Raw genomic sequence first — 16,572 nt, forward strand, 5'->3', positions numbered from 1 at the left:
CTACCAGTGATTAAAAACCGATGGAAGCAAGAAAAGATTTCTTTTTGACAAAACAGAAGCGGGCGGGCGAGAAGGCCCATTGGGAGCTGATCCAGAAGACCAACAGCGATCTCCTCGCCCCGATGCTCCAGACCGGCCTCGCCTACTACCTGGTCGTTGCGATCCTCGCCCTGCTGGTCGTGGCGGGCGCGGCGGCCTGGACCTATCAGATCCAAACCGGGATCGGGCAGAGCGGTCTGCATCCGCCGATCTTCTGGGGGATCTACATCGCCTCGTTCGTCTTCTGGGTCGGCGTCAGCCACTCCGGCACCTTCATTTCCGGGGTGCTGCGGATTTCAAAGGCCGAATGGCGCCGTCCGATCACCCGAATCGCCGAGTTGATGACCCTCTTCTCGGTCATCGTCGCCGCCCTCTTCATCTTCGTCCACCTTGGGCGGGTCTGGCGGTTTTATTATCTGATTCCCTACCCGAACCAGCGGGAGATCTGGCCGAACTTCCGCTCGCCGCTGATGTGGGACGCCGCCGCGATCTTCACCTACGCCACCTCCAGCCTGATCTATCTCTACATCCCGCTGATTCCCGATTTCGCCCTGATGCGCGACCGGGTGACCGGCTGGAGAAGGCCGTTCTATCGCATCCTCTCGCTCGGCTGGCGCGGGACGCAGACCGAGTGGCGGTGGCTCGGGATGGCGATCCGGATCATCACGATTTTGATCGTCATGGTGATGATCTCGGTCCACTCGATCGTCGGGTTCGACTTCGCCGTTTCGCTCGTGCCGGGCTGGCACTCGACGATCATCCCCCCCTATTTCGTGGTGGGGGCGATCCACTCCGGGATGGCGACGGTGGTGATGGGGCTTTATCTTCTCCGAAAGACCTACCGGCTTCACGATTACATTCGTCTGGAGCATTTCGACAAGATGGGAAAGCTGATGCTGGTGATCACCCTGCTTTGGGGCTATTTCTATTATGTCGAGCGGCATGTGGTCTGGTTCGGCGGGATTCCGGATGAAATGACGGTGCTCGATGCCATTCTCTACGGCTCTTACGCCCCGCAGCACTGGGTGATGATTCTCTTCAACTTCCTTATTCCGCTGGTCGCCCTGAGCATTCCCCGGTTTCGGCGGTGGCCGCTCGGGCTGCTCGTCATCGGCGTGATGATCAACATCGCCATGTACATCGAGCGGATCTTGATCATCGTCCCGTCGCTGGCGCACCCGCGCCTCGAATACGCCTGGGGGCGGTATTTCCCCTCCTGGGTGGAACTGACGATCCTGGTCGGATCGTTCGCGTTTTTCCTGCTTCTTTATGTCTTGGCGATCAAGTTCGTCCCGATGATTTCGATCTGGGAAGAGAAGGAGGGGATCCTTCATGGCCGACACGAGGAGCGATGAAGAGGCAACGAAGGGGCGGCCTTCGGGCGACCCCGAGAAAAGACGAAAGAAGGTGATCTTCGGCCTCTTCGAGCCGAAGACGCCGATGCGCCCGATTATCGACCGGCTGAACGAGATGAAATTTCCGGCGGGGGCGGTCGAGATCTCCTCGACGGTTCCGATCATGGCCCAACCGGTCGGGGTCGGATGGGGGCGGCTCCATCTTTTTCATGTGACGATGATCGCGGGGGCGATCGGGATCCTCTTCGGGATCTTGCTGGCGGGGGGAACGGCGCTTCTCTACCCCCTCCGGACGGGAGGCAAGCCGATCGTCTCCCCCTCGATCGTCGGGATCATCTCCTATGAGATGATGATGCTTTTTGCCATCGTCACGACGTTTGTGACGATGGCCGTCCAGATCGTCCGGAGCCGCCGGGCCGGGGCGGGATACGATCCTCGCATCGACGAGGGGTATGTCGGCGTCTCGGTTCGGATCGACCGGGAAGATCCGAGAAGCGGGACGGTCCGGGATTTTTTTCAGGAGGCGGGGGCGGTGGAGGTGGAGACCGAATGAACGTGCGCTCGAATCCCGCCCGCGCCGCGCTCCTTGCCGGGATCGCTTTGATGATGTTGGGCCTGCCGGGATGCTCGGAAGATATGGTCGAGCAGCCGTCGTTTCAGCCGCAGGAGGCCCCCCGCCTCCACTCCCCGGAGGGGAGCATCCCCCGGAAGAGCCGGTCGGTGCTGATCTCTCCTCCGGCGGAAACGCTCGATCGGGTCGCGCGGGGAGCGGCCCTCTTCGACGTCAACTGCGCCCACTGCCACGGGAAGGTCGGGTTGGGAGACGGCCCGGTCGCCCGTTATCTCGTCCTCCCCCCCTTCAATCTGCAGGCCGATCAGACGCAGCAGCGTCCGGCGAAGGAGATTTACGAGATCGTCACCGACGGACGGGTGGTGATGCCGGCCTTCAAAGGGGTCCTCTCGGCGGAGGAGCGATGGGCGGTGGCGTACTTCGTGAAATCGTTCGGGGGGGATCAAGGATAGGAGACCACATTGCCTGAAATTCTCGAACCGCTCGGCCGGGTGAACTTCCCCCTGATCGGCAACAGCCTGGTCATCGGACTCTTCAGCCTTTTGCACATCGCGTTCGCGAGCCTGGCGGTCGGCTTCATGATTCTCGCCCCGATCTTCGAGGGGATCGACCGGGGAGATCGCTTTTACACGGAGGTGGCCCACGGCTTGACCCGATTCACCCTCGTCACCTTCACCGCGAGCCTGGTTTTGGCGGTGCTTATGATCGAGCTCTTCGTCGGGCTCTTCCCCCGGACCAACTCCTGGATGTTCAACCAATTCCGGTATCCGATCTATCTCGCCGTCGCCGCCTTTTTCATCCAGCTCTTCGCCCTCTATCCGTACTATCATTTCTGGGAGCCGATCCGGCGGCGGAGTCCCGCGCTGCACCGCGCGCTCGGCTTTTTCGCCGCCTTTTTCGTGTTGGTCTGGGTGGCGGTTTTGGACGGCATGGGATCGTACATGCTCACGCCGGTCTCCGCCGAGGGGACCTGGGGGAACCTGTTGAATCCGACCTGGATGCCGCTGGTCATTCATCGCTTCTTCGGCAACTTCGTCTTTGCCGGGTTTGCGATCGCGGCTTACGCCGGCTGGATGCTCGGGAGGAGGCGGGGCGATCCGGAAGGGGAAGCCTACTATGCGCCTCTGTTGAAGATCGGTTTTCTGATCGGACTGGCGGCCCTGTTGATTCAGCCGTTCACCGGTCTCTTCTACGCGACGCAGATCCGGAGCGCCTCCCCGGAGGCTTATGCGCAGCTGATTTGGGGGCGCTACCGGTGGCTGGTCTATCTTCAATTCGTCCTGATCGCTTTTCTCTTCATCGGAAGCCATCTGGTTTTAAGATCGATTCGGACCGAGCGGGGGAGAACCCTCCCCGGGGAGTGGATTCTCTTCGGCAGCGCGCTTCTGATGGTCCTCTTCGTCGAGCGGCCGACCCTTCGCCGCCTCTTTACCTTTGCGCTGGTCGGACTGAGCTTTTTTTATCTCTATCAGTGGCGGGAGGGGCTGCGGGCGGCGGGAGGGGATCAGCTCAACCGATCGCCGGTCCGCCGCCTGGCGATCGGGCTCGGCATCGTCTCCCTTTTGACCTACTGGACGATGGGGACGATCCGGGAGACGGCCCGGCGGCCCGACACCGTCCGCGACATCATCTCCCTCTACGACGAGGCCCGGACGCCGAGCTATGCGCGGCCGGGTTCAACGCCGGATGCTGAAGAGATCGGAGCGGGAGGACCCTGATGCAAACAGAGCCGTTGAACGTTTCAATCCTGACCGGGAAGATCGCCATCGCTACGTCCGCCCTGACGCACGGGCTCTTCGCCACCTTTATCGTCGGGACGACCCTGATCGGGGCGATCATCGCCACCGTCGCCTATTTCAACCGGAAAGAGCCTTACATGCGCCTCTCCCGGACCCTTGCGTTTACGCTGGTCCTGACCACCGCCACGGTCTCGTTCATGGGGGTGGTCCTCGTCTTCATGCTGAATATCTACTGGCCCCGCTTCTGGAGCACGATCTTCCGGATCATGTTCTGGCCGTTCATCCTGGAGGCGACCTTTTTCCTCGGAGAGGCGGTCTTTATCTATGCGTGGTATTACACCTGGGCCTGGAGCGCCCTCGACGGATGGCGGCGGCGCGCCCATCTCTCGTTCGTCTGGACCGGGGCCTTCTTCGCCCTCATCGCCATGGTGATGATCGACATGACCGCCTCCTTCATGTTGACCCCGGCCCCTCCGGAGAGCACCTGGGCGAAGCTCTTCAACCCCACCTTCCTCCATCTCGACATCCATCGCTTCTTCGGAAACCTCGCCTGGGCCGGATTCGCCCTCGCCGGTCTTTCGGCGATCGGGTTTCTCCGCGCCAAAGCCCCCGAAGACCGCGCCCACTATCAGTGGGCGGGGCGGCTTCTTTTTGTCATTGGATTCGCGGCGCTCCTGATCATGCCGATCAGCGGGTTTCTCTACCTGCGCCAGGTCCGGTACAGCCAGCCGCAGGCCTTCTTCACCCTGATGCTCGGAGATCGCTCCGCTCTCTTCGATCTGGTGGCGCTGCTCTACGGGCTCCTCGTCGCCGTCGGATCGCTCCACATCTATCAAACCGTCCGGTCGAAGACGCCGCGCCCCGCCACGTTCGACAGCTTCATGCCGGTCTCGCTCGCGGCGGTCGCCTTCGCCGCGGTTCTCCTGGCGATGCCGTATCAGATTCAGAACATCCCGTACGCTTCCCTCTTCACCGATCTTCGGATCAACCCGCTCGGGAAGATGCAGCCGAACAAATACATCGCCCTCGCCCTGTTGATCCTCCTCGGCCTCTTCAACCTCGTCTACTTCATCCGCGCCTTTCCCTGGCGGCGGATTTGGGAGCGGGACCGATGGGAGGGGCCGGCGGGGCGGCCGGCCCCTTATCTGCTGATCTCCCTCGCCCTTCTCTCGATCATGATTTATCTCTCGATGGGATGGGTCCGGGAGACGGCGCGCGCCGCCAACGGCTACCTGATTTATGGAATGGTTTCGATCGAAGACGAAGCGCCGACCTATCAAGGGGAGTAGATTCAATGAGGAATGAGGAATGTGGAATCAGGAATTGATAGAAGGCGTTCTTAATACCAGATGAATATTCCGGTCGCCAGAAGCATCAGCGCGATCACCCCCGCCGCGATCACCGTCCCCCGGTGGAGATTCAGCCGAAGATGAATGCTGTCGGGCTTGGCCCGATGGCTGAAGATCCCCCGCGCGCCGTGATCACCCGGCACCGGACGCCAGAGGTTATCGGGGCGGTTCGGATCGACCGGCTCGCCGGTCTGCTGCCCGCCGTAGCCTTTCAGCGCCAGATACCAATCGAGGAAGCCCGGGATGATCTTGTTCCCCCAGATCGCCTTGGCGGCGGGCCATCCGACGGTCAGCTCGCGGCGATTGTGGTGGGCCGCCCAATAGATCGCCTCCGCCGCGACCTCCGGCTGGAAGATCGGCGGGACCGGCTGAGGGTGGTTCGGCATCCGGGTTTTGATCCAGCTGAATTGGGGGGTGTTATGGGCGGGAAGCTGAACCATCGTGATCCGGACGCGGCTCTTGTCGTGGATCAGCTCCGACCGGAGCGCGTCGGTGAATCCTTTGACCGCATGTTTGGCGCCGCAGTAGGCCGATTGCAGCGGGATCGAGCGGTAGGCGAGGGCCGAGCCGACCTGGACGATCGTCCCCCGGTCGCGCGGGAGCATCCGGCGCAGCGCCGCCAGCGTCCCGTAAACATAGCTGAGGTAGGTCACGTCGGTCACCCGTTTAAACTCCTCGGGGGGCATCTCTTTGACCGGGGAGAGGACCGAGACCATCGCGTTGTTCACCCAGATGTCGATCGGCCCGAACGCCTCCTCCACCGCGGCCGCCGCCGCTTCGACCTGTTCGGCGTCGGACACGTCGATCGGGATCACCAACGCCTTCCCTCCGGCCGCTTCGACCTCTTTGCGCGCCCCGGCGAGGCCGTCTTCTCCTCGCGCCAGCAGACCGATCTTCGCCTTTCTCTTGGCGAATTCCCGGACGACGGCGCGGCCGACGCCGGCCGACGCCCCGGTGACGACGACGACTTCCGGACGGCCGTCCTGATCCTCCGAGGGGATGGCATGCCGCCAGAGCGACGACCACCCCCCGCCGAACCGCTTTGTCCTCCGGCCCCGGACCAAGGCGAAGGAGGAGAGAAGCGCGCCGACGATCAGGCTGTTGAAGAGGGGGCTCCCTTCATAGTCGAAAATCGACGGCGCCGCGATCAGCCAGAGGCCGAAGGCGAAATTGATCCATCGGAGCGGCCGGAGGACTTCCCACATCGCCATGAGGGCGACGCTGGCGACGATCGGCCCGACGATAGAGTCGTTCGTGCGCGCGGCGCCGGTGTAGCCGAGGAGCGCCGGCGCGGCCGTCAGCCAGACTCCGAGGAGCATATTGAATATTCGGGCCGACATCGTTTTCTCCCTTAAGCCGCTTTCGAAAGCGGCTCTGTTTTTTCATCCCGCTCTTCCAGGCCCCAGAACGCCCGCCAGAGCGATCGTCCGCGATCATACTCGCGCCGCAGGAACTGCAAGCTGGCGAGGACTTCGTCCATCGCCGGCCCGATCATGACGACTGAAATGAAGGCGGTGACGAGGCAGAGGGTGCACCAGTCGCCGAGGAGGACCGGCTGCGCGATCACCAGAAAGAGGCTGACGATCCCGAGCGGCCCCACGGCGATTCCGAAGAGGATCACCATCCAGGGCATCGTTTTCCATCGCCGGGCGCCGCCGATCGCTCCGGTCACGGCGTCGAGCAGGTAGGCGAAAGCGCCGAGGGCGGCGTCCGACACCGGAAAGACGCGGGAGAGCCAGGAGGTGAGGACCCGCTCGCTTCCCCCTCCGAAAAACGGCTCCCAGACGGAGGAGACGACGCCGTATTGAAAGAGCGCCAGATAGGTCGCGATGCCGAAGCCGACCATCGCCACGGCGATGATCGGCCATCGATGGGGCCAACTCGACGGATTGTCGTCCCACCCCGGGGGGATATCGTTTTTCACTGTATTCGATCTCTTTTCACGGTTGTATTTAAAATCCCCACCCGATGCCGACCGTCGCCTCCCAGGTATTCAATGATTCTTCAAAGCGATCGACCAGCCGGTCGATGTAGCGGTAGCGCCCTTCGGCTTTGAGCGAGATCCGCTCCGTCATCTGCGTGGCGGCGCCGAGCCCGACGTTGTAAGTAAACCCGCTGTCATCGCTGATCCTGGCGGGAACTCCCGCGACCGATCCGAGGATAATGTCGCCGTCCAGGTCCCCTCGTGCCCAGCCGATTCCTGTAATCAAGTAGTAATTGATCGGATCTCGCGGATTGGCGTTCCAGTGAAGATTCAGATCGAGCAGGTGGACATTCATATCGCTTCCGCCGCCGGGGGCATTCTTCACCTCGCTCGGAACAAACGTATAGCGGCCCTCGACCCCCAAGGCCATGGTGGGATGGTAGAGATAATGGGCTCCCAGGACAAAAGCGTCATCCAACTCGGGGCGTCTGCCCAGGATCGATTGATCGGTCAGGTCGTCTCCGAAAAAGGCGCCGGCGTGAATCCCGAACTCGCGGCTTCCCGGCCGGATCTCGGCTGCCGCGAGGCCGGCCGTAAAAAGGGTGGCGATGAGCGGGAACATAAAAAGAAATCGTTTCATTTTTCCTCCTTTCGTGCGGACGTGTGAAAAGTTTTCACGGCTGCCCCGCCGGCGTTCCTCGGACAGATCCGAAAGCATGCTGAAACTGAGCAATCGTGTGAGGGGGACGGCATGAGTGTGAAATCTTTCTACAACGGATCACGGTCCCTCTTAGGATCAGGATATTCCTCTTATCGATCTCCCGCCTCAGGAGGTCGATATTTCATTTGAAAATGCAGCCCGTCCCAAGGACACGAAGATGCCGGTGGGGAGCGAACGATTCTGGAAAGGTTGAAAGTGCAAAAAGAAGACCAGCCGTTCAGCGAAGGAGATTTATCGATGGCGGCGAAAACAAGGTTTGTTCTTTCATTGCAACTTGATCGAGATTAGGATAAGTTTGGCGCGGAGCCCGATGTGAACGACACTTTCGGAAAGGAGGAAACATGGCGACGTTGCGTCGAATCTTGGCGGCGACCGATTTTTCGGATCACTCGAAAGAGGCCCTCGATTACGCAGCCTATTTGGCGAAGTCATTGGGGGCAGAGCTCTCTCTGCTCCATGTATTCGAGCCCCGTTATTACCATCAGGATGTGATGCGCTGGATGGGCCCGGAAGTCCACGTGTGGATGAAAAATCTCAGAGAGGAAGAACGCAGAAGACTGGCCGATCTTGAAAAAGAAGTCCGCGAAAAGGGGATAAAAGTGCGCTCCTTTTTCAAGGAAGGAACGCCGTTCCGTGAGATTTTAAAGGCCGCCGACGAGATCTCGGCCGATCTGATCGTCCTCGGCACCCACGGCCGGACCGGGTTGGATCGCTTCATGATGGGAAGCGTGGCCGAGCGTGTGGCGCGAAGCGCTCCGTGCCCGGTCTTTATCGCCAGACCGAAAGCCCGGGGGGGTGGAAGAAAAAAGAAGATGGGCTCATAGCCGGGGATTACATCCCAGGCGTCAGCCTCAGGGAGGTGGGATCGGATCTCTTCCGGCTTCGGAAGAAGAGGAGGCGGAGGTGCTGTTTTGCTCGGACCGCAATACGCGGGTTTCGAGACTGTAGCGCCCTTTCAACTCATCCCCGATCGTCCCCTCCCAGAGTGGCACCCCCAGGATGTAGGCGGCGCGGCCGAGCATATGCGCCGCGACCGGCGCGGTCAGAAAAAAGAAGACGATCACCAACAGGGCGCGGGTCGTGACGCCGAGCTCAGCGAAGTAGACCGCCACCCCCAGGAGCATCAAGGCGATGCCGAGGGTCGCCCCCTTGGTCGCCGCCTGCATCCGGGAGTAGAGGTCGGGGAAGCGGAAAATCCCGACCGCCGCCAAAAGGAGGAAGCCGGCGCCGGCGTACATCAAGATCCAGGCGATTCCTTCACTCATCATGCGCCCTCTTCTCCAGGTAGCGGGCAAAGGCCACGGTGCCGAGGAACGCCACCATGGAGAGTACGATCCCGGCGTCGAGGAAAACCGGATGGTCGGTGGTGATCGCATAGAGGCTGAGAATCCCGACGGCGACGATCGCGATTAGATCGAGCGCCACGACCCGGTCGGGAAGGCTCGGCCCGCGGACCAGCCGGTAAAAGGCGATCAGGAGGGCCACGACCAGCATGATCATCACTCCGTTGGCCGGATGGCTCAGGAATGAAAGAGGCGTTTCCATCATCGCAACAGCTCCAAGATCCTTCGCTCGAACCCCTCTTTGATCCCCCTTCGGACCGCTTCGATGTCGTCGTTATCGACGTACATCGCATGGAGGAAGAGGACGCGGCGGTCTGTCGAGACATCGAGGCTCAACGTCCCCGGCGTCAACGAGACCAGGTTCGCCAACAGGGTGATCTCCAGGTCGGATCGGACATCCAGAGGGACGGCGACGATCGCCGGACGCATGTAGTGCTTCGGCGTGACGACATCGTGGGCCAGCCGGAGATTCGATTGGATCAATTCCCAGATGAAAAAGAAAAAAAGGTCGATCGCCTGGCGTACTTTCCGAGCGTAGCTCTCCAGGCCGACGACTCGCCGGGCGAAGAGCAAGATCAAAAAGCCGAGGACGAAACCGACCGCGAGATTGGCCATCGTGAACTCCGCGGTCATCGTCGCCCAGGAAAACGCCAGCAAGAGATTCCATAAAAGGCCGTTCATGGTTCCCCTCCTAATACGGATCGGACATATTCCGACGGGTCGAGCAGCTGTTCCGCCGCCCGCATTGCAATGTTCATCATCGGCTCCGCCCCCAACCCCAGCAGAACGATGAGGATCGCCAACATCAACATGGGAAGATAGAGAAGCGGCTGCGCGGGCGGCGCGCCGACGGCGCCTCGACCCGTTCGTTCGGCGGACGCCTGCGGGTCTTTCCAGAAGGCCTCGGTCCAGATCTTGACCATCGAGAAGAGGGTCAGGATGCTGACGCCGAGGGCGACGGCGACGATCGGATACCGCGCGCTTCCGAGACCGGCTTGGACGAGGGTCAGTTTCGCGAAAAAACCGGAAAGCGGCGGCAATCCGGCGAGGGAGAGGGCCGGGATCAGGAAGAGGATCGACAGGCCGGGCGCGGCCCGATAGAGGCCCCCGAGCTTCTTCAGATCGGTCGTCCCGGCCAGCCGATCGGCGACCCCGCTGACGAGAAAGAGGGCCGCTTTGGAAAAGATGACGTGGACCATGAAGAAAACGGTCCCCGCCAGCGCCAAGGGGGTAAAGATTCCCAGGCCCATCAACAGATAGCCGATTTGGCTGACGATGTGAAATGAGAGGAGGCGGCGGAACTCCATCTGCGCAACCGCCCCCAAAACGCCGGTGACCATCGTCAGCCCGGCGACGACGAGGAGGAGGGTGTGGGTATAGCCGATGTCCTGAACGAAAAGAAGGGTGAAGACCCGGACCAACGCATAGACGCCGACCTTGGTCAGCAGACCGGAGAAGAGGGCGGTGACCGCCACCGGCGGAACATGATAAGAAGCCGGGAGCCAGAAGAAGAGGGGAAAGATCGCCGCCTTGATCCCGAAGGCGACGAGAAAGAGCATTGCCAGCGTCGTCGCCAGCCCGGGGGAGGGGAGGCCGGCCAGCTTTCTCGAGAGATCGGCCATGTTCAGGGTGCCGGCGACGCCGTAGAGAATGCCGATCGCCGCCAGGAAGAAGGCCGACGACATCAGGTTGAGGGTGACATATTTGATCGCCCCCTCCATCTGCGCCCGTTCTCCCCCGAGCGCCAGCAGGACGAAGGAGGCCATCAACAACACCTCGAACCAGACGTAGAGATTGAAGATATCTCCCGTGAGAAAAGCCCCGCAAACCCCCATCAGAAGGATCTGGACGAGCGGGTGATATCCGAACGATTCGCGCTCCGGATCGATGCTCCCGAGCGAATAGAACATGACCGCGGCGCCGACGACCCCCGCCACGACCACCATCACCGCGCTGAAAAGGTCGGCGACAAGGGTGATCCCGAAAGGGGCGGGCCAGTTCCCGATCTGGACCGACTGAATCCCGTGGCGCCGGACCGACTCGAAGAGCCCGACCGCCGCGAAGAGGAGACCGATGCTCCCCGCGACGCCGAAGGCGCGCTGGAGCGCGCGTCTCCGCCAGGCCATGAGCGCGGCGATCGCCGCCAGAAACGGGATCAAGATCGGGAGAATCAGCAAAAGGGTCATGTGTCGGTTCCCTTCATGGCATCGAGATCTTCGCTGCCGACGGTCTGATAGGCGCGGTAGGCGAGGACCAACGCGAAGGCGAGGACGCCGAATCCGATGACGATCGCCGTGAGAATCATCGCCTGCGGGAGCGGATCGGCGAACAGGCCGGTTGGAGCGCCGGCCCCCGGCGGGACCAGGGGGGGCTCGGCGCGGGTCAATCCCCCGGCGGTAAAGATCAACAGGTTGGCCGCGTTTCCCAGGAGAGCCAATCCGAGGATCAATTTCGCCAGGCTCCGCCGGAGCATCATATAGAAGCCCGCCGCGTAAAGCCCGCCGATCACCGACGCCAAGAGCAGCTCCATTCTTACTCCTCCGCCAGCGAGAGAATGATCATCAGGGTGACCCCGACGACGGTCAGATAAACCCCGGCGTCGAACAGCAACGGCGTGCCGAGATCGAGACGGTCGAAATAGGGGAGGGAGAGGTGTCCCCATGCGCCGGTCATGAACGGCGCTCCTCGAAAGAGGGAAAAGAGCCCGCTTCCGGCGGCGACCGCCAGCCCGGAGGCGATCAGGGTGTGCGGATCGACCCGGAGCGCGCGGCGGGTCGAAGCGGCGTCGTAGGCGATGGTGTAGAGGGCGAAGGCCCCCGCGGCCATCAATCCGGCGATGAATCCCCCTCCCGGCTCGTTGTGGCCGCGCAGCAGAAGAAAAATGGAGAACTGGAGCATGATGGTGAGGAGGAAATTTGTCGCGGTCCGGAGGATGAGAGAAATCATTTCTTTCCCTCCAGGCGCAGTTTCAAGAGGGCATAAACGCCGAAGGCGGCCACCGCCAAGACGGTGATCTCCCCCAGCGTATCGAATCCCCTGAAATCGACCAGGATGACATTTACGATATTCCGGCCGTGCGCCATCGGGACGCTCTTTTCGGCAAAGAACTCGGAAATCGGCGGATGAAACCGGGGATGGGAGGCCATCAGAACCAGCGCAAACATCAAGGCGCCGACGCCGAGCGAGAGGACTCCGTCCCGGGCTCTCGCCTTCCAATCGGAGATCGGGGTGAACCGGGGGAGATGGTAGAAGACCAAGACAAAGAGGAGGACGGTGAAGGTCTCGATCAAGAACTGGGTCATCGCAAGATCGGGCGCGCCGTAGAGGATATAGATGAGCGCCACCCCGTATCCGACGACGCCGAGGGCGGTGACGGCGCCGAGGCGGGACGAGGTCTGCGTGGCGACCAACGCGGCGGCGAGGATCATTGCGCCGACGGCCGCTTCGTAAAAACGGACCTCCGACAACCGGTCGGGGAGGAGAAAGCCGCCTTTGCTCAAGAGGGTAAAACCGGTCAGCCCCACGGCGGCGACCGCCACGATCATCAGATAAATCCGGAGGCGGCCGTTCTGAAGAAGGCGGGTCTGGGTTTTGGCCAGCATTATCATCCCGTCGAGGGCGGCCTTGTACCCGCGCGCCGGTCCCCACCGCGAGAGCGCTTTGAGCCCTTGGGTGGCGGCAAGAATCCGGTCCCGCGCGGCGTAGAGGCCGATCCCCGCCGCGACGGCCGCCGCGCTGAATGCGAGAATCAGATTGAGCCCATGCCAGAGCGCCAGATGAAGCTCGGCCGGCCGACGGAGAACGGCCGCGGCGGCCGGAGAAAGAACGAAGCGCTCGGCGGGTCCGGGAAAAAGCCCGAAGAGGAGGCCCAATCCGCCCAGCAACGCAGGGCCGAGCCAAAGGCTCACCGGCGCCTCATGCGCCGCCGGTTCGGCCCCGTTCCGTTTCCCGGAAAAGAACGGCGCGAAGCCGACCATCCCCCCCACCGCCACGAATAAAAGACTCGCCAACATCATCACGCCGATCAAGAGGAGGCGCGCCGACGGCGCCTCCCAGCCTGCTGCGTAAAGCATCTCCTTGCCGATAAAGCCGAAGGTGGGGGGAATTCCCGCCATCGAGATCGCCGCCAGCCCGGCGGCCGCGGCGGTGATCGGCATCTTCTTGCCGAGGTTCCCGAGGCGGCGCAAATCGAGATCGCCGGTTTCATGATAGACCGCTCCGGCGACCATGAAGAGCGCCCCCTTATAAAGGGCGTGGGCGAAGAGGTACACGACCGCCGCCTTGATCGCCTCCGCCGTTCCGAGCCCGAGGAGCATCGTGAGCGTTCCCAGGACGCTAACGGTCGAGTAGGCGAGAACCCGTTTCAAGTCATTTTGATAAAAGGCCAGGACCCCGGTGATCAGCATCGTCGCGGCCCCGACGGTCGAGACGATGTAAAACCAGGGGTCGGTTCCTCCGAGGAGCGGCGTCAGGCGCGCCATCAAGTAGATGCCGGCCTTGACCATCGTCGCCGAGTGAAGATAGGCGCTGACGGGGGTCGGCCCTTCCATCGCCCCCGGAAGCCAGAAATGGAACGGGACCTGCGCCGATTTGGTGAAGGCGCCGAGGAGCACCAGAAGGAGGATCGGGAGATAAAGCGCATGGCTGCGAAAGAGGTCCCCCTTCTGGAGCAGAACGGAGAATTCGAAGCTCTCCCCCACCTGGCCGATCAGCACCAGGCCGGCCATCAGTGCGAGCCCCCCTCCGCCGGTGACCAGGAGTGCTTGCAGCGCGGCCGACCGGGCCGCCTCCCGTTCGTGATCAAAGCCGATCAGAAGATAAGAGCTGAAGCTCGTCAGCTCCCAGAATACGAAAAGGGTTAACAGGTTCCCCGCCAGGACCACGCCGAGCATCGAGGCCATGAACATTAAGATGAAAAGGTAGAACCGCCCGAGCTGGGGGTGGTCCGAGAGGTAGCCCCCCGCATAGATCAGGACCAGGGCGCCGATCCCGCTGATGAGGAGGGCGAAGAGAAGGCTCAATCCGTCGAGATAAAACGAAAGGGTGAGACCGAGCTGCGGGACCCACGGGTGGGAGACGATGACCGTCTCCCCCGCGGCGACGGTGCCGGCGTGGGAGAGGAAATAGATCAAAAGGGAGATCGGAAGAAGGGCCGTGATCCATCCAATCGCGCCTTTTAAGAAGCGGTGCAGCCAGGGGGCGGCCGCAGCAAGGAAAAAGCCAGATAAAACCGCAACCGTCATTCACATCCTTTGATTTTATCGAGGGGTTGCATCTGTTGTCGCCTGTTCTTTTGAAATGCGCGGAGGGGAGCCCGCGCCGTTCGACCGGCCGGATCTTCCGTTATCTTTCCTCCGCCCGCGATCCGATTTCTTTCTCAACCTGTCCCCGCTTCGCCTTCTCGAGGTCGACGGCGGCGCTGATCAGCGCCACATGGGTAAAGGCCTGGGGAAAATTGCCGAGATGCTCCTCGGTGATCGGATCGATCTCCTCGGCGTAAAGTCCGAGATCGTTCGCGCAGGAGAGAAGGTGCTTCAGGCGCGCGTCCGCCTCCTCGATCTCCCCCATCAAGCTGAGGGCGTCGACCAGCCAGAACGAGCAGGGGAGGAAGGTCCCCTCCCGGTCCGGCAAACCGTCCTCCATGATGTAGCGGTAGACGAAATGACGGCTCATCAGATGTTTCTCGATCGCCCGGACCGTCGAGACCATTCTGGGATCGGCGGGATCGATAAACCCGAGGATGGGAAAAAGAAGGGCCGATGCGTCGAGCGCCTTCTCGCCGAAGGCCTGCACGAAGCTCCCCAGCTCGGGATCGTAACCTTCCTTCAAAATCGTCTCCCGGATTTCATCCCGTACCGGCTCCCACCCCCGGGTCTCGATCTTCAACGCCTGCTCCCGCGCCAGCTTGATCGAGAGATCGAGCGTCAGCCAGCACATCACCTTCGAATGGACGAAATGGCGTCTCCTGTCCCGGAACTCCCAGATGCCGTGGTCGGGCTCTCTCCAATGGGCGACGACGAATTCGCAGACCTCCTTCAGGAAAGCGCGGAGCTCTTCCCGGGGGAGCTCCGCCGCGTGCGGATGGTCCTTTCGCTTGTAGAAGGTATAGAGGGTGTCGAGAAGCGCCCCATAGGTGTCGAGCTGAAGCTGCTTCGCCGCCGCGTTGCCGACCCGGACCGGCCGGGACCGCCGATATCCTTCGAGATGGGGGAGGGTCTCCTCCGGAAGCTCGGTTCCGCCGTCGATCCGGTACATGATCTGAAATCGATGTGTTCGCGTCGAGGAAGAGAAGGTCGAGATGAAGAAGGCGGCGGCCTCTTCCCGATAGCCGAGAACGAGGAGGGCGTAGAGGGTGAGGACGGCATCTCTCAACCAGGAGAAGCGGTAATCCCAGTTGCGCACCCCGCCGATCGACTCGGGAAGCGAGGTGGTCGCGGCGGCGACGATCCCGCCGGCCGGCGCAAAGGTCAGCAGTTTCAATGTCAGCGCGCTTCGAACGACCTCTTTTTCGTACGGGCCCGCATACCGGCACTTTCCGGCCCAGCGCCGCCAGTAATCGACCGTCCGGGCGATGCGGGCCTCCATCCCCTCGGGGGTGCGCTCTTCCGCGCGCGGCCGGTCCGCTTCCTCGGTATAATCCAAGAGGAGATAGAGAATTTCCCCTCGCGCGATCCGGATGACCGCCTCCGCTTTCCCTTTTTCAATCCGCCAGGGGATCTTCCGGAGCGTCGCCGTCCGGCTGATCGAAAAGAGGATGAGCGATCCCGGTCGGTCGATTAAGGCCCCTTCCCCGTCCGGATGAAGATCGGCGTTCCGCCGCGCATAATCGGGCGTCGGCTTGAAGCGGATTTCGACATCGACCTCCCCTTCGACCCCTTCGATCTTCCTCAGGATCTCTTCAGGCCGCTCGTCTTTTGCCGGAATCGGCATCAGATCGATGACCCGGATCGTCCCAAAGCCGTTGGAAAAGGTGGTGGATAAGACGTTGGTTCGCTCCAGATAGGATCGCTCCACCTTGTAGGGACCGCGCAGATTGATCTGAAAATAGCCGCCGATCCCGATATCGAGGAGCCGGCAGAAGACGGCGGGGGAGTCGAAATGAGGGAAGCAGGCCCAATCGATCGATCCCTCCGAAGAGATCAACGCCGCCGTATGGAGGTTGCCGACGACACCGTAATCCGAGATTGCCTGATAAGGGCCCAATTTCGATTCTCCAAATCGGAAGACGGGAAGAAGGGGAGAACCCCTCTTCAGAAAGTTTCGATCGTTCCGGGCCGAGCCTTTCCGGACCGGTCGGCCTCTCGCTACGCAGCGCGCGGGCGATGCCATCGGATGGGCATCGATCGCATATTGATTCTAATGCGGAAAGGAGGACGTTTGAGACGAAAGACGACAGCGACGATCAAGCCGTATCTTTTCACAAGCCGGGAGAGAAAGTCAATGTGGGGATTTCCCGCAGGAGGGTAAGGTGCCGCGCCGGGATCGTTTGGTCCAAGGGGAAGGGGCCCCCGATCCGGGGGACCGATCGGGC

At 61.8% G+C, this 16,572-nt stretch carries 17 protein-coding genes and 1 pseudogene; 6 read left to right on the top strand and 12 right to left on the bottom strand.

Translation table 11 applies throughout. The features are described 5' to 3' along the window. The first annotated feature begins 20 nt into the window (after positions 1–20). The 5 genes from nrfD to MNODULE_RS08480 are packed head-to-tail and all read left to right on the top strand — an operon-like array spanning position 21 to position 4,993. The gene (gene nrfD / locus MNODULE_RS08460; protein ID WP_168058993.1) at positions 21–1,394 is read left to right on the top strand and encodes an NrfD/PsrC family molybdoenzyme membrane anchor subunit; all 1,374 of its coding nucleotides are present in this window, start codon (positions 21–23) and stop codon (positions 1,392–1,394) included. Continuing rightward, on the top strand, positions 1,372–1,947 hold the full coding sequence (locus MNODULE_RS08465; protein ID WP_168058994.1) for a quinol:electron acceptor oxidoreductase subunit ActD: 576 nt from the start codon (positions 1,372–1,374) through the stop codon (positions 1,945–1,947). The genes nrfD and MNODULE_RS08465 overlap by 23 nt, the downstream gene beginning before the upstream one ends. Beyond that, complete coding sequence (locus MNODULE_RS08470) at positions 1,944–2,417, top strand: c-type cytochrome (RefSeq protein ID WP_168058995.1); 474 nt, start codon at positions 1,944–1,946, stop codon at positions 2,415–2,417. Before MNODULE_RS08465 ends, MNODULE_RS08470 begins: the two co-directional genes overlap by 4 nt. 9 nt (positions 2,418–2,426) lie before the next feature. Further along, on the top strand, positions 2,427–3,683 hold the full coding sequence (locus MNODULE_RS08475) for a cytochrome ubiquinol oxidase subunit I (protein WP_168058996.1): 1,257 nt from the start codon (positions 2,427–2,429) through the stop codon (positions 3,681–3,683). Continuing rightward, positions 3,683–4,993, top strand: coding sequence for a cytochrome ubiquinol oxidase subunit I (locus MNODULE_RS08480; protein WP_168058997.1), 1,311 nt, complete (start codon positions 3,683–3,685; stop codon positions 4,991–4,993). The genes MNODULE_RS08475 and MNODULE_RS08480 overlap by 1 nt, the downstream gene beginning before the upstream one ends. 50 nt (positions 4,994–5,043) lie before the next feature. Here the strand turns inward: MNODULE_RS08480 and MNODULE_RS08485 are convergent, their stop codons facing one another. From MNODULE_RS08485 to MNODULE_RS08495, 4 genes and pseudogenes are all read right to left on the bottom strand, one after another. After that, on the bottom strand, positions 5,044–6,054 hold the full coding sequence (locus tag MNODULE_RS08485; RefSeq protein ID WP_422666748.1) for an SDR family oxidoreductase: 1,011 nt from the start codon (positions 6,052–6,054) through the stop codon (positions 5,044–5,046). Positions 6,055–6,129: 75 nt separating this feature from the next. Next, positions 6,130–6,393, bottom strand: a pseudogene (locus tag MNODULE_RS25425) (SPW repeat domain-containing protein); the annotation flags it as partial. 11 nt (positions 6,394–6,404) lie between these two features. Next, the gene (locus MNODULE_RS08490; protein WP_168058999.1) at positions 6,405–6,977 is read right to left on the bottom strand and encodes a vitamin K epoxide reductase family protein; all 573 of its coding nucleotides are present in this window, start codon (positions 6,975–6,977) and stop codon (positions 6,405–6,407) included. A 28-nt stretch (positions 6,978–7,005) separates the two neighbouring features. Further along, positions 7,006–7,617: an outer membrane protein gene (locus tag MNODULE_RS08495; RefSeq protein ID WP_168059000.1), complete on the bottom strand. Its 612-nt coding sequence runs from the start codon at positions 7,615–7,617 to the stop codon at positions 7,006–7,008. 422 nt (positions 7,618–8,039) lie between these two features. Between MNODULE_RS08495 and MNODULE_RS08500 the strand changes: the two genes are divergently transcribed. Beyond that, positions 8,040–8,522 (top strand): universal stress protein, encoded by a 483-nt coding sequence (locus tag MNODULE_RS08500; RefSeq protein WP_168059001.1) that lies wholly within the window; start codon positions 8,040–8,042, stop codon positions 8,520–8,522. Positions 8,523–8,549: 27 nt separating this feature from the next. Here MNODULE_RS08500 and mnhG read toward each other — a convergent pair whose 3' ends face one another. The 8 genes from mnhG to MNODULE_RS08540 form a co-directional block, all read right to left on the bottom strand. Next, on the bottom strand, positions 8,550–8,966 hold the full coding sequence (gene mnhG, locus MNODULE_RS08505) for a monovalent cation/H(+) antiporter subunit G (protein ID WP_168059002.1): 417 nt from the start codon (positions 8,964–8,966) through the stop codon (positions 8,550–8,552). Next, positions 8,956–9,243 (bottom strand): MrpF/PhaF family protein, encoded by a 288-nt coding sequence (locus MNODULE_RS08510; protein ID WP_168059253.1) that lies wholly within the window; start codon positions 9,241–9,243, stop codon positions 8,956–8,958. The genes mnhG and MNODULE_RS08510 overlap by 11 nt, the downstream gene beginning before the upstream one ends. Beyond that, entirely contained in the window at positions 9,243–9,722 is a 480-nt protein-coding gene (locus tag MNODULE_RS08515) for a Na+/H+ antiporter subunit E (protein WP_168059003.1), read from the bottom strand. Before MNODULE_RS08515 ends, MNODULE_RS08510 begins: the two co-directional genes overlap by 1 nt. Beyond that, positions 9,719–11,227 (bottom strand): Na+/H+ antiporter subunit D, encoded by a 1,509-nt coding sequence (locus MNODULE_RS08520; protein WP_168059004.1) that lies wholly within the window; start codon positions 11,225–11,227, stop codon positions 9,719–9,721. The genes MNODULE_RS08515 and MNODULE_RS08520 overlap by 4 nt, the downstream gene beginning before the upstream one ends. Then, positions 11,224–11,571 (bottom strand): Na+/H+ antiporter subunit C, encoded by a 348-nt coding sequence (locus tag MNODULE_RS08525; RefSeq protein WP_168059005.1) that lies wholly within the window; start codon positions 11,569–11,571, stop codon positions 11,224–11,226. The genes MNODULE_RS08520 and MNODULE_RS08525 overlap by 4 nt, the downstream gene beginning before the upstream one ends. 2 nt (positions 11,572–11,573) lie before the next feature. Continuing rightward, entirely contained in the window at positions 11,574–11,987 is a 414-nt protein-coding gene (locus MNODULE_RS08530) for a Na+/H+ antiporter subunit B (protein WP_168059006.1), read from the bottom strand. Then, entirely contained in the window at positions 11,984–14,284 is a 2,301-nt protein-coding gene (locus tag MNODULE_RS08535; protein ID WP_168059007.1) for a putative monovalent cation/H+ antiporter subunit A, read from the bottom strand. The genes MNODULE_RS08530 and MNODULE_RS08535 overlap by 4 nt, the downstream gene beginning before the upstream one ends. A gap of 100 nt (positions 14,285–14,384) precedes the next feature. Further along, entirely contained in the window at positions 14,385–16,244 is a 1,860-nt protein-coding gene (locus tag MNODULE_RS08540; protein ID WP_168059008.1) for a glycoside hydrolase family 15 protein, read from the bottom strand. Positions 16,245–16,572: the final 328 nt, after the last annotated feature.

The sequence above is a fragment of the Candidatus Manganitrophus noduliformans genome, from assembly GCF_012184425.1.
Lineage (GTDB): Bacteria > Nitrospirota > Nitrospiria > SBBL01 > Manganitrophaceae > Manganitrophus > Manganitrophus noduliformans.

Excerpts from the sequence above, each read along its gene's own strand:
- MNODULE_RS08510 (WP_168059253.1), bottom strand. The coding sequence starts at position 9,243 with ATGGAAACGCCTCTTTCATTCCTGAGCCATCCGGCCAACGGAGTGATG.
- MNODULE_RS08480 (WP_168058997.1), top strand. The coding sequence starts at position 3,683 with ATGCAAACAGAGCCGTTGAACGTTTCAATCCTGACCGGGAAGATCGCC.
- MNODULE_RS08470 (WP_168058995.1), top strand. The coding sequence starts at position 1,944 with ATGAACGTGCGCTCGAATCCCGCCCGCGCCGCGCTCCTTGCCGGGATC.
- MNODULE_RS08520 (WP_168059004.1), bottom strand. The coding sequence starts at position 11,227 with ATGACCCTTTTGCTGATTCTCCCGATCTTGATCCCGTTTCTGGCGGCG.
- nrfD (WP_168058993.1), top strand. The coding sequence starts at position 21 with ATGGAAGCAAGAAAAGATTTCTTTTTGACAAAACAGAAGCGGGCGGGC.
- MNODULE_RS08465 (WP_168058994.1), top strand. The coding sequence starts at position 1,372 with ATGGCCGACACGAGGAGCGATGAAGAGGCAACGAAGGGGCGGCCTTCG.
- MNODULE_RS08535 (WP_168059007.1), bottom strand. The coding sequence starts at position 14,284 with ATGACGGTTGCGGTTTTATCTGGCTTTTTCCTTGCTGCGGCCGCCCCC.
- MNODULE_RS08515 (WP_168059003.1), bottom strand. The coding sequence starts at position 9,722 with ATGAACGGCCTTTTATGGAATCTCTTGCTGGCGTTTTCCTGGGCGACG.
- MNODULE_RS08530 (WP_168059006.1), bottom strand. The coding sequence starts at position 11,987 with ATGATTTCTCTCATCCTCCGGACCGCGACAAATTTCCTCCTCACCATC.
- MNODULE_RS08495 (WP_168059000.1), bottom strand. The coding sequence starts at position 7,617 with ATGAAACGATTTCTTTTTATGTTCCCGCTCATCGCCACCCTTTTTACG.
- MNODULE_RS08500 (WP_168059001.1), top strand. The coding sequence starts at position 8,040 with ATGGCGACGTTGCGTCGAATCTTGGCGGCGACCGATTTTTCGGATCAC.
- MNODULE_RS08525 (WP_168059005.1), bottom strand. The coding sequence starts at position 11,571 with ATGGAGCTGCTCTTGGCGTCGGTGATCGGCGGGCTTTACGCGGCGGGC.
- mnhG (WP_168059002.1), bottom strand. The coding sequence starts at position 8,966 with ATGATGAGTGAAGGAATCGCCTGGATCTTGATGTACGCCGGCGCCGGC.